We start from the raw sequence: 12,948 nt of genomic DNA on the forward strand, positions 1-12,948 counted from the left end.
GTATAAAAAGTGTGCAATTTGTGTGAACTTACAAAGTATAATAAAAGAGTTACAAGATTTTTGGGCTAGTGAAGGATGTGTTATACTTCACCCATACACATCTGAAGTTGGTGCTGGCACATTACATCCTGCAACAATTATGTCTGCAATTGATACAAAACCGGCAAAAATTGCATATCTACAACCAGTAATTAGGCCAGCAGATGGGCGCTATAGTGATAATCCTAATCGTTTGTATCAACATCACCAATATCAAGTTATAATAAAGCCATCTGGTAATAATTTACAAGACGTCTATTTAGATAGCTTAAAAGTTCTTGGCATATCTACAGAAAAATATGATATTAAGTTTGTTGAAGATGATTGGGAAAATCCGAGCGTTGGAGCATCAGGACTTGGATGGGAAGTTACATGCAATGGAATGGAAGTAACACAGCTTACTTATATACAGCAAGTTGGAGGGATTGACTGCAAGATGATTCCTGGTGAGGTGGCATATGGGTTGGAACGTTTAGCAATGTGCATACAAGGTGTAGATAATGTTTACGATATAATTTGGAACGATAACGGTGTAACTTACGGAAATATTTTTAAACAAAGAGAATATGAATTTTCTTATCTAGCATTAGATTATTATGATACTAAAGTGGTACAGCAGCAATTCGAAGATACGGAAAAATTGTGCAAGTTTCTTATTGAAAAGGAGCTACCAATGGCAGCTTATGACCAATGTATTAAAACTAGTCACCTACTTAATCTGCTTGATGCAAGAGGTGTGCTTGGTGTGAATGAACGTACAGCTTATATTGGTAGAGTTAGAGAGCTGACAAAAAAATGTTGTGAATTGTACATGAGTAAATAGCGTATGTCGTTGCAGTTGTTATTTGAGTGCCTTTCAGAAGAAATACCACCGAGAATGCAGAATTCAGCTACAGTTCAAGTTAAGAGCTGTATTGCCAATGTTTTTAACAAAAATAATGTAAAATTTACATCAATGGAGGTTTTTATAACGGCACGTCGCATTACCCTATTTGTCGACAACATAAATGCTTTGGAGCTAAAGGATTCCAATAACGAAGTTAAGGGACCAAACATTAACGCACCAAAAAGTGCTATCGAAGGTTTTTTAAGAAAATATCAGAAAAATGAAGAAGATTTGCTCGTTCGAAAAGTAAATAATGAGGATTTTTACTTCATTAAAAGAGAAAGCTGCTCATTTAACATTCAAGAGTTTCTTAAAAATCAACTGGAGGAAATGCTCAAAAACTTTTCTTGGTTGAAGAGCATGAGATGGGGCAAAGGAAAAGAAAGGTGGGTTAGGCCAATTAAAAACATTTTATGCATTTTAAATGATGAAATAATACCTGTATCTTTTGCAGGGATTACAGCATCTAACACAACATATGGCCATCGATTTCTCTCAAGTGGTACGGCGCTTACTGTTAAAACACCTAAAGACTATTTTGAATTGCTAGAAAAAAACAGTGTAATTCTCCAAATGGACAAAAGAAAGCAATTTATACTAGATCAGATTAATAAATTCACAAAAGAGCAGAATTTACAACTTGAGAAAAATGATTATTTACTAAATGAATTGACAGGGCTTATAGAGTGGCCAATCGTACTGTTTGGTGAAGTGAATCAAGAAAAGTCATTTGGATTACCGAAGGAAGTAATACTTAGTATAGTTAATACACAACAAAAATACCTTGCTTTAAGTAATGGAAAGAGAATTTCACACTTTGTCACTGTTGTCAACGTCAACAATGGTGAAGTTGTTAAAGGACACGAAAGAATATTAGAAGCACGTCTTGCTGATGCCCAATTTTTAATATCTCAAGATAAAAAGGAAAATCTAGATTATTATGTCAAAAGATTAGGTTCAATATTATTTCATGCTTCACTTGGCAGCGTGGGGGAAAAGGTGAAGCGTATTACGGCTTTGTCAAAGTATATAGCTATATTTATTCCACATGCTTCGCTGATAAAAGTTGAACGTGCTGCATATTTGGCAAAAGCTGATTTGGCAACATCGATAGTAAGAGAGTTTCCAGAATTACAAGGAGTAATGGGTGGATATTATGCTTCTTATTTTCAAGAAGATAGAGAAATAGTGGAAGCTATAACTGAGCATTATAAGCCAATCGGGCCAGAGCAGGAGTGTCCTAAATCTCCTTCTGCAATTGCTGTGTCAATTGCAGACAAAGTGGATAGCTTAGTTGGTTTAATTGCAGCAGGTGAGAAAATCTCTGGTTCGTATGATCAATTTGGTTTGCGGAGAATGACAATTGGTATAATTAGGACAATACTTGAAAATAATTTGCATGTTCCAATTAGGCTAATGATAGACAAGTCAGTATCTTTATATTCAAGGCTTCTATTTAATAAAAATACAGCGTCAGTTGATAAGCCGAATAGAAAACAAATTTCAGAACTAGTATTTAGATTTTGCTTAGAAAGATTCAAGGTTATTTTAAAAAATAGAGATATAAGGCAAGATGTTGTAGATTCAATACTATATAAAATCGATATTAATGATCTGCTGACAGCAGAAAAGCAAACTGTTATATTGGATCGTTATCTTAGTACTCCAGAAGGTGAACAAATTCTAAGCACTTACAAAAGAGTCAGTAACATGATGAGCAAAGCAAGGAAAAGTGATGGCACTACTTATAGTGCATCTTACGGTAAGAGGTTTTTGATTGAAAGTGAAGAAATTGCGCTATCAAATTGTGCTATAACTGCTTGTAAAAACATAAAACAAGCGATAAAAAATAACCACTTTAATGTAGCACTTGATGAACTTGCTGGTTTTGCTCCGTTTATCAATCAGTTTATGGACAGTATAAAGATTAACTGTGATTCTGATAAGCTGAGAAGAAACAGATTATCTTTGCTTGAAAATGTAGTTTCCATCTTTCATTTAGTAGCAGATTTTAACCTCATACAGGTTAAACAATGGATAAATGCTCAGGCAATATAAAGAACAAATCAAATCATCTCCACAATCCTGTGGCGTGTATAAGATGGTTGGAGATAAGAATAAAGTTTTATATGTTGGAAAAGCAAAAAACTTAAAGTCAAGGTTATCCGACTACCTTCAATTCGAAAACCTTTCTGAACGAATTAGAGTTATGCTCTTACAGGTTATTAAGGTTGAAATATTCATCACTGAGAATGAAATCGAAGCACTGCTTCTTGAAGCACAGCTAATAAAATCATTGAAACCACTTTATAATATTGTGCTCAAGGATGGAAAATTTTATCCTTATATAACAATTTCCAAGCACGATTATCCAAGAATAGCAAAATATAGAGGCAAATTTAAGAAAAATGAGTTTCATTATTATGGTCCCTTTACATCTGCCGCTGCTGTTAAGCAAACTATATTGTCATTGCAAAAAGCTTTTCTCCTAAGAGTATGTTCAGATCAATACTTTTCCTCAACAAAAAGACCATGTATTGAATATCAAATTAAGCGCTGCTCAGCACCATGCATAAACAAAATCACAAAAGACAACTACTGCCAATCAGTAAAACAGGCACGAAATACATTGCTTGGAAGAAATAAGGAAGTGAAAGAACAGTTACTTTTCACAATGAGAAAGTGCAGCAGTGAAGAAAACTATGAGCTTGCTGCTATATATAGAGATCGGGTAAAGTTTCTTGAGCAAATTCAAATACAGCACACGGATTTTTCTTTTGAAAAAGATGCAGATTTCTTCAGTATTGTACGTGAAGAGGATCTAGCATGTATTAGTGTGTTATCGTTCAGAAATAAAGACAACTACGGCAGCACTCCTTACTTTGCCGAGAACTGTGGTGATCACTCAAATGATGAAATTTTATCCACCTTTTTGGTCAATTTTTATAATTCAGCTAACATACCTCCAATACAAATTTACGTTCCAGATTCTATTGTGGATAAGGAAATTATAGAACAAGCACTATATAAGGTTGCTCAAAAGCCAGTAAAAGTTCTGCATGCAAAGAATAAAAAAGAGCGTGATTTATTGAAATTTGTTTATGATAACTCTCAGCATAGCTTAGAGCAGAAGCTTATCGATTATAGAAATAACCTAGAAAAGCTTGAGGAGCTTAGCAAAATCTTCTTGTTACCAAATATTCCAAAGCGTATTGAAGTTTATGACAATAGCCATATATTTGGAAATCAACAAATTGGTGTAATGGTTGTTGCAGGGCAGGAGGGTTTTTTAAAGAGTGAGTACAGAAAATTTACTATAAAGGAAAAATTTTCAGGCGATGACTATAAAATGATGAGGGAAGTGCTAACCAGACGTTTCTCCGGCAATATAAAAGGCATAATACCTGATTTTTTACTGATTGATGGTGGACCAGGACATGTTTCCATAGTACAGAATGTACTGGAAGTATTGAATATAAACGTTCCTTTTGCTTGTATGGCAAAAGGTCCTGATCGTAACGCAGGAAATGAAAGATTTTATATGCTGGGCAGGGAAGAATTCAGTCTGGCAAATGACAGCAAAGTCATGCTTTACTTACAATCGCTGCGTAATGAAGCCCACCGTTTTGCGATAACTTCACATAGAAAAAAACGCGATAAACAGTTTATAGTTTCACAATTAAGCAAAATACCCGGCATTGGCAACAAAAGAAAAAAAGCGTTGATGTCTTATTTTGGTTCAGTGAAAAATATAAGCAAAGCTTCTCTGGCTGAAATTCAAAACGTACCTGGAATTAGTAAAGGTTTAGCAGAAGTCATTCTTAAATACGTGAATTATAAGAGAGGAGTACTGGAATGACACAAAACCCGTTTTATTATTAGGGAATTTATATCTTAAAACCGCAAAAAAAGGTGTGCGTATTTGTGAAAAAAAATCTCCATAAAATTTGTGAAGCAATGTGGTGGGACTAGTGCGATTCGAACGCACGACCTTCGGATTAGGAGTCCAACGCTCTATCCTGCTGAGCTATAGTCCCGTGTTTCCTACCATTTATGTAAAGTTATAGCAAAAAATCCTTCTCTTTTCTAGATTTCTTGCATAACCAATTTATGACGACAAAAAACATTTCTGTACTTCTTGAGTATAATGCTATTATATTTAATAACATGGTTTAAGTAAGATTAATGCTAGTTAACAATATTGGTTATTTCTATAACAATCAAAACGACTTTGCTTTAAGCAATATAAACATTAAAGTAAAGAAAGGAAATGTTGCATGTTTATTGGGGCATTCTGGCTGTGGCAAGTCAACAATTTTGAAATTAATTGCGGGGATAGAAAATCCAAAATCTGGAACTATTTTTATAAATGATAGGTTAGTTGCGAGCAATAAGGCATCAGTCGCTATAGAGCATAGAAATATCGGATTGATTTTTCAGCATTCTGCATTATTTCCTCACAAAACAGTAGTAGAAAATATAACCTTTGCTATCCGCAGCTCTTCCAAGAGAGAAAAGCACCTAATTGCATTGGAAATCTTGAAGTTACTCAATATAGAAAAATATGAAAATATGTACCCTAACGCCTTATCTGGAGGACAACAACAATTAGTTGCAATAGCAAGAGTGATGGCACAAAACCCTGATGTTGTGTTGTTAGATGAACCATTTTCTAATTTGGATATACTGCTCAAGTGCCGAATAAGACAACATATATTGTCCCTTTTTAGAAGTAAAAATATCCCTGTGCTAATGGTAACTCATGACCCGCAAGAAGCATTGAAAGTTGCAGATTTTATCTACGTAATGAAAAATGGTAAAATTATTCAATCAGGAGTTTCTAGCGATATATACCATAAGCCTAAAGACGATACGCTAGCAAAGTTTTTTAGTGAGCTCTCTTCTACTCTACAGTTAAGCGAAAAGTTTCCACTTATTCGCTGCAAGAAAATAATCTAGTTTGGGATTGTTATAAAATAATTAAAAAACCTTGATTTATAATTAAATAAAGGTGATATAATCTATGTGTTACTTGACTTCAGTCAAGTTTTAATATTTAAAGGTCAATATTTTAAATGGAGGTGAAAATGAGTTTAGGACCATGGCAATTGTTTCTAGTCTTAATAATAATTTTAGTTCTGTTTGGTGCAGGCAGATTACCGCAAGTTATGGGTGATTTAGGAAAAGGCATCAAAAACCTTAAACAGGAGCTTAAGGACTCAGAAAAATTATCGTCTAACGAACCAGATCGTTAGCGTCCTCATACTTCGTGACATGCACCTTAGTGCATGTCATCTGTTTAAAAACTTAGTCAGGTTAAAGAATGAAAGAGATGAAGTGTTGGTATGAAATAAATAACAAATATTGAAATACAGCAACAACTATGTTAGCTTAAGAGGAATATTTTATTAAAGGATAATTGTGCAAAAAAGTGAGAAACTAACTAAAGATAAAAAACTAGCTTCTGATATTCTAAAAGAGGTTGCAGATACCAATAACAATGATAGCAATAAAGTAACTTTGTTTGACATTAAAACAACTTTGCATGAGCGCGGTTTTGGTATTTTAATAATCATCTTCTCCTTGCCGCTATCGGTGCCTATACCGGTTCCACCTGGTTATACAACTATTCTTTCTATACCTTTAATCTTATTCTCACTGCAGCTTCTATTTGGATTTGATTCTCCTTGGATGCCCAGTTGGCTAGAAAGAAGATCTTTTCAGTGTTCAACACTAGCTCTTGTGGTAGAGAAAACTTCCCCTGTATTAGAAAAAATAGAAAAATTCATGAAGCCAAGACTGTCTTTCATTTTCTATGGGCCTGGTGAGAAGATTCTGGCTTTTATGATGTTGCTTTGTGCAATAATAATAGCTCTTCCATTACCTTTTACTCACTTCCTTCCTGCAATTGGCACAACTCTTATTTCACTTAGCATTATGAGTAAAGACGGGTTTCTATCCATATTGGGAGTTTTAGTGTCATTGTGTGCGTTGTTGCTTACTCTTGTTGTAATAGTCAAAGGACCACAACTTATAACCGGAGCACTTTCTCTTCTTAAAAGCTTTACAACACTTTAACAAAAGAACGAATTACTAGCGCAAAATGAATAATGCATATTGAAATAAAACAATAATTGTGTTAAGAATTATTTTTATCAAAGGTTTTTCGTGTCAAAAAATGATAAGTTGACTAAAAGTGATAAATTAGCTTCTGATATTCTAAAAGAAGTTGCAGATACCAATAACAATGATAGCGATAAAGTAACTTTGTTTGACATTAAAACAGCTTTGCATGAGCGTGGTTTTGGTATTTTAATAATCATCTTCTCCTTGCCGCTATCGGTGCCTATACCGGTTCCACCTGGTTATACAACTATTCTTTCTATACCTTTAATCTTATTCTCATTGCAGCTTTTATTTGGATTTGATTCTCCTTGGATGCCCAGTTGGCTAGAAAGAAGATCTTTTCAGCGTTCAACACTAGCTCTTGTGGTGGAAAAAACTTCTCCAGCATTAAAAAAAATAGAAAAGTTCATGAGACCAAGAATGTCTTTTATTTTCTATGGGCCCGGTGAAAAAATTTTAGCTTTTATAATGCTGCTTTGTGCGTTATCAATAGCTCTTCCACTACCTCTTACTAACTTCATTCCTGCAATTGGTACGACTCTTATTTCACTTGGTATTATGAGTAAAGATGGGTTTCTATCTATATTGGGAATTTTAATATCATTGTGTGGGCTATTGCTTACTCTTGTTGTAGTAGTCAAAGGGCCACAACTTATCATTGGGGCATTTTCTTTTCTCAAAAGCTTCGTATATGGTTAGGCTTTACAACACTTTAACAAAAAAAAAAGAGCTCTTGACACCGATCGACAAAGATCATGTAAAGATGTATGTTTGTGGACCAACAGTATATGATACGGCACACATAGGCAATGCACGTTCTGTTGTTGTTTACGACGTATTATTTCAACTGCTCAAGTTTTGTTATGGCAAAGTTACTTATGTGCGCAACATAACTGATATTGATGACAAGATAATCAACGTGGCAAGTGAGAAAAATAGTAGTATAGAAAGCATCAGCACATACTACACTAGGGCTTTTCATGAAGACATGAAAAGCCTAAACTGTGCAGAACCAACATACGAACCAAAAGCAACAGAAAATATAGATTGTATCATCAAATTAATTGAACATTTGCTGCTATCTGGTCATGCCTATGAATCCAATAAGCATGTATATTTTAGCGTAGAATCTTACTCTGAGTATGGTGCTTTATCAGGAAAAAAAACTGATGAATTGGTTCCAGGTAGCAGAGTTGAAGTTAATGAAAATAAAAAGCACCCTGGAGATTTTGTACTGTGGAAGCCTGCAAGTGATATTGACTACAAACTTTCAAGTTATTGGGATAGCCCATGGGAAGAGGGCAGGCCTGGATGGCATATAGAATGCTCAGCAATGTCATATGCTTATCTTGGCAAAGATTTTGATATTCATGGTGGCGGCATAGATTTACAATTTCCTCACCATGAAAATGAAATTGCACAGAGTAAGTCTGCATTTGCTGGATCAATGTTTGCAAAATACTGGATACATAACGGCTTTCTTACAGTAAATGAAGAAAAAATGAGCAAGTCCTTATTTAATATAGTCAAAGTAAGAGATTTGCTAGATAGTGGAATAAAGGGTGAAGTAATACGCTATGCACTGCTCAAAACTCACTACAGAAAACCACTTGATTGGACAGAAAACGTTATTTCTGATGCACAGGAAACCTTAAACAAATTTTATCGGTTATTACGTGGTTTAGATATAACGAATATTGATGAAAGTAACGCAGAGATTTCTAAAGATTTTATGGACGCTTTAAAAAACGACTTAAACATTCCTGAAGCTCTAGCTATATTACATGAAATGGCTACAAAAATTAATAAAACGAGTAATGAAAATGAGAAGCTTAAATTAACTGAGAGTTTTGTTAAAAGTGCCAGATTTATTGGTCTTCTTGAGTCAAGTTATGAAAAGTGGTTTGCTGTGGATGTAAATCATCAAGAAATAGAAAGGTTGATAGACTTAAGAAAAATTGCAAAAAAAAATAAAAATTACGATACTGCAGACAAAATAAGAAATCAGTTGAAACAAATGGGGATTACAATTTCTGACAATGAAGATGGTACAACAACCTGGTAAACTCATATGGAAAATTACTTTCTGTTATTCACAGATAGTCTAGTATCATCATTAGTCTTACCCATACATCAAGGTTTTGTGTTCAATACCATGCTTTATTTCAGGTCGTATCACACTCCACTACTTATGTTATTTTTTGGAGTACTAGGATCAAGCCTTGGTGGAATAGTTAACTGGTACTTAGGTAGAATAACAATCTCTATACGAAAATCATACCACAAACTAGAGAACGAGCATAAAACACCAAAAATCGTAAGAAATCTACTGATTTGTGCAGTTGCATTACTTTCATGGGTGCCAGCACTTGGAAGTGTGATTCAAATTTTATCAGGTTATTTTAAGTTAAACCTTTATATCCTTGCCCCTTTAATCATTCTATCTAATTTCTTCTATTTATTATATCTAATACTTACTTTTGGAGTATAACAGCTATAGTACTACAGCTATTAAAGCCCAAGTCATAGGATGGATGCACCATGAGCTAAAAGCAATTCCACAAGCTCTTGGTCAGCGGCATAACCTAATACTGTCATTCCCCAATTATTTCTAGCATTAACATTTGCATTGTGTTTTAGTAATATTTTTGCTATATCAACTTTTCCCATCAGAACAGCATGATGTAGTGGAGTATCACTATTTCTATTTCTGGCATTAACATCTGCACCCTTTTCAATAAGGTATTCTGTTATTTCTAAGTTTCCATGAAAAACAGCATAGTGTAGTGGAGTTTCATAATATCCACCCTCAGCACTAGCAGCCTTCTTAAAAAAATATCCTACTATATCCAGCCCACGTAAACTAGATAGATGTAATGGAAGGAACTTGCTCTTAGCATTAATGTCAACCCCTCTACTCACGAGATACTTTGCTACATCCAGTTCTCCACTACAAACAGCCAAATGCAATAGAGTATCATTATATTTATTATTAATATCAGTTTTATCAACTAGATATTTTACTATTTCCAATTTTCTATTCCGAATAGCAAAGTATAGAGGGATGTTAGCATATTCATCTTCAGCGTTAATATCAGCTCCTTTCCTTATAAGATATTTTATTACACTCAAGTTTCCATTATCAGCAGCAAAGTGCAATGGAGTTCTACAATCTATGTTCTTAGCGTTAACGTTAGCACCTTTAAAGACCAGGCACTTTACTATGTCCAATTCTCCACTATCAGCAGCAAAGTGCAATGAAGTACTGCAAAGTCTGCTCTTGGCATTAATGTCAGCACCTATATCAATTAGGTACCTTACTGTATTCAATTCTCCACCATAAACAGCTGACATCAAAGGAGTCCAGTCAGCTTCATCTCTGGAGTTAATATCAATACCTTTACTAATTAGGTATTTTACTACATACAATTTCCCATTTTTAGCAGCAACGTGTAGTGCTGTCTTACCATAATTTTTCCTAGCATTAATAACGTTATTAAAACTACTTGAATGTTCTTTTTCTATATGTGTTAATAGAGCCTTAATTGCTTTATAGTTACCATTCTCAGCAAGTAAATGCAAAGGGGTACTTATCTCCGTATAAGAAATTTCCTGGTAGGTATAAACCGAGTCAAAATAAAAATCATCAATTAACCCACTGTGTTTACTTGCATATCCCCAAACAGATGTAACATGACTCATACTATCTTGTACTAAATTACCACTATTTACCAATTCTAGAGCCTTTCTAAGAACTTTTTCTCTTCTGCCTTTCTCTTGCAATTTTAATCTTGTTACTTCCTGTACTAACCTATGGACATTTAATACACTTTGGTTTTGTTCACCGCCCACCATGGAATATCTCACAAGTAAACGGATGGCTAGCTTTAACTGCTTTTTCTTATAATCACTTACCGAATTTAAGAATATTTCTCTAGCGATTTTATCAGGTGCAAAATAAGCCAAAACATCTAAAATCTCTGAAGCTAATGGTCCATATTGTTCATCACTTCTTACTTTATCCATCGTAACTTCCCAAGCTGTAAAAGTTGTTTTAGTATAGTTATTATCAATTCCTTGAAATATTTTAGACTTAAGCAACTTCTTAGCTTTCTTTTCATACTCTTTTAGGTAATCACTAATTTTAAACTTCTCTATTATTCTCTGATCTTCGATATATGATATTGCTTGTTGTATAGCTAAAAGAAAGCATTGCAACCTTCTTACCAAATTTTCTATCTCCCGATCTTGCGATTTATCTTTTTTTAGTATATTAAATCCTTTTTTAACAAACTCTATAGCGTCTCTTTGTTCCAATTCTCCTAGCTTTATAACGTCTATTCCCTTTTCCAGTTCCTGATCATGCGAGGTAATCAAAATATGAGGCTTGTTAAGATCAGGAGATAAAGAAAATGGCAAAAATTTACTTATCTTTTTGTACTCTTGAACGTTATCGAAAATGAACAGGCTCCTCCTTCTTGCGAAGAAAGCATATACTTCTCTAACAATAGTTTCTATCGTTTTGTCGTTTCCATACTTATCTTTAGGAGAAATACCTAATCTATTTCTAGCTAACCTTAAGAAAGAATCTTTCATAGCTTCAAAGTTTTCAGCGTCTATCCATATAACATTGTCGTCATAATATCTTCTATATTTACAAGCATATTTTCTAGCTAACTGGCTTTTTCCCATCCCCCCAGGACCACTAATAGACGTTATGTATGAAATTACAGCACCTTTGGGATTGCGTTGTAGCGAATCATGTAGCATTCCCAAATCCTCATCTCTTCCTGTAAATAGTCTGACTGGACCTCTTACATCAAACCATACCGCTCCTAAAATTTCCTCTCTTATTTTTTCAAAAAACTCATTTATTTCTTCATGTGATAGAAACTTTCCCTCTCTTGCTTTCATCCAATCCAGAACTTCTACCAGAAAGCGACCATAAACGTTCTTTTTATCGATATTATTAAATTCTTTGCCTAACTCATTCTCAATGATTTCCGCTAGTTTTATCTCGTTAGGTTGATTTACTGCAAATACTAATTTATCAAAAAATTCCCTTATATTCTCTTCTAACCTGCCTTCATTTGTCATTCGCTCAAACTCACGTTGCCATACCTGATTTCTTTCCAATTTTCTTTTTGAGTTTTGATCTGATTTACCTTGAAGTTCTTTTATCTCCTTTTCCAATTCTTCTATTGCTTCTTTTACAGCACTCTTAAATGCCGGTTGCACTATTGAAATCATGTTATCGTGAGTACAAGAGAACTTGTATCTCGTACCGCCGTATTTAAAAAAAATATCACTAGTGCTTATTACTTCAACTGCAATTTCTATTCCCTTGTTTGGTCCCGAAGTTTTTGCTTTCAACTTTTTTATTGTATTTTGTGTTGTACTTTGAGCTAGATCGAAACCGATATTAGTACAGATAGTAAAGTCCTTTAGGTCACCATCTGCAAAATCTGGATTAATTTTAATCTTTAGATAGGAAACAAAATATTTTGGAACGCTAAATTCACCACTTTTATTTTTTGAAAGCAATTTACCTACACCGATTTTTTCGCATTCATTTTGCTTGTGTTTGTTTTGTATAAACCTATGTACTATTTTTTCATTTTTCCTATCCTGAAAAACAATATCATCAAAACCCGTAGCTGATTCCATTTCTGTGGCTAAGCGGAAAGAATATTCTCTATCTACTGCACGTTTGAGAAACAGCATTAGCCACTTCAATTGGTAAATATCACCATGAAAAGAGCGTTTTCTCCCTCCAGCAGGATAAGTTTCAGGCATCCTCAGCCTCACGTAATTTTAAAAATAGTACCAACAAATGGTAAAAAAGTTATATGTCATGATATACAGATATCGTAGCGTAAATCTGAGAATATCTACGA

The 12,948-nt window shown here is 34.2% G+C and carries 10 protein-coding genes and 1 tRNA gene; 9 read left to right on the forward strand and 2 right to left on the reverse strand.

Annotated elements, in window-relative coordinates; genetic code table 11:
* Nucleotides 1-22: 22 nt before the first annotated feature.
* From OOL03_RS04100 to uvrC, 3 genes are read left to right on the forward strand one after another with little or no spacing between them, the layout of a single operon-like run.
* Entirely contained in the window at nucleotides 23-862 is an 840-nt protein-coding gene (locus tag OOL03_RS04100) for a glycine--tRNA ligase subunit alpha (RefSeq protein WP_264707059.1), read from the forward strand.
* A gap of 3 nt (nucleotides 863-865) precedes the next feature.
* Entirely contained in the window at nucleotides 866-2,983 is a 2,118-nt protein-coding gene (gene glyS, locus OOL03_RS04105; protein ID WP_319803569.1) for a glycine--tRNA ligase subunit beta, read from the forward strand.
* A complete protein-coding gene (gene uvrC / locus OOL03_RS04110) occupies nucleotides 2,967-4,784 on the forward strand; it encodes an excinuclease ABC subunit UvrC (RefSeq protein ID WP_264705548.1) in 1,818 nt (605 codons plus the stop codon). Before glyS ends, uvrC begins: the two co-directional genes overlap by 17 nt.
* Before the next feature lie 101 nt (nucleotides 4,785-4,885).
* On the opposite strand, the gene OOL03_RS04115 is transcribed toward uvrC, so the two are convergent.
* Nucleotides 4,886-4,962: transfer RNA gene (locus OOL03_RS04115), tRNA-Arg, on the reverse strand.
* A gap of 148 nt (nucleotides 4,963-5,110) precedes the next feature.
* Between OOL03_RS04115 and OOL03_RS04120 the strand changes: the two genes are divergently transcribed.
* From OOL03_RS04120 to OOL03_RS06845, 6 genes are all read left to right on the forward strand, one after another.
* Entirely contained in the window at nucleotides 5,111-5,884 is a 774-nt protein-coding gene (locus tag OOL03_RS04120) for an ABC transporter ATP-binding protein (RefSeq protein WP_006280146.1), read from the forward strand.
* Between the two features lie 128 nt (nucleotides 5,885-6,012).
* Nucleotides 6,013-6,180, forward strand: a complete 168-nt coding sequence (tatA, locus tag OOL03_RS04125; protein WP_006013840.1) for a twin-arginine translocase TatA — start codon at nucleotides 6,013-6,015, stop codon at nucleotides 6,178-6,180.
* 166 nt (nucleotides 6,181-6,346) lie between these two features.
* Nucleotides 6,347-7,003 (forward strand): exopolysaccharide biosynthesis protein, encoded by a 657-nt coding sequence (locus OOL03_RS04130; RefSeq protein WP_264707060.1) that lies wholly within the window; start codon nucleotides 6,347-6,349, stop codon nucleotides 7,001-7,003.
* A gap of 90 nt (nucleotides 7,004-7,093) precedes the next feature.
* On the forward strand, nucleotides 7,094-7,750 hold the full coding sequence (locus OOL03_RS04135; RefSeq protein ID WP_038249253.1) for an exopolysaccharide biosynthesis protein: 657 nt from the start codon (nucleotides 7,094-7,096) through the stop codon (nucleotides 7,748-7,750).
* Nucleotides 7,743-9,116, forward strand: a complete 1,374-nt coding sequence (gene cysS / locus OOL03_RS04140; protein WP_264707061.1) for a cysteine--tRNA ligase — start codon at nucleotides 7,743-7,745, stop codon at nucleotides 9,114-9,116. The genes OOL03_RS04135 and cysS overlap by 8 nt, the downstream gene beginning before the upstream one ends.
* A gap of 6 nt (nucleotides 9,117-9,122) precedes the next feature.
* Nucleotides 9,123-9,542 carry a YqaA family protein gene (locus tag OOL03_RS06845; RefSeq protein ID WP_077188498.1) on the forward strand — a complete coding sequence of 140 codons (420 nt, stop codon included), beginning with the start codon at nucleotides 9,123-9,125 and terminating at the stop codon, nucleotides 9,540-9,542.
* A gap of 32 nt (nucleotides 9,543-9,574) precedes the next feature.
* Here the strand turns inward: OOL03_RS06845 and OOL03_RS04145 are convergent, their stop codons facing one another.
* A complete protein-coding gene (locus tag OOL03_RS04145) occupies nucleotides 9,575-12,847 on the reverse strand; it encodes an ankyrin repeat domain-containing protein (RefSeq protein ID WP_264707062.1) in 3,273 nt (1,090 codons plus the stop codon).
* Between the last annotated feature and the right edge of the window lie 101 nt (nucleotides 12,848-12,948).

Source organism: Wolbachia endosymbiont (group A) of Acrocera orbiculus (assembly GCF_947250015.1).
Lineage (GTDB): Bacteria > Pseudomonadota > Alphaproteobacteria > Rickettsiales > Anaplasmataceae > Wolbachia > Wolbachia pipientis.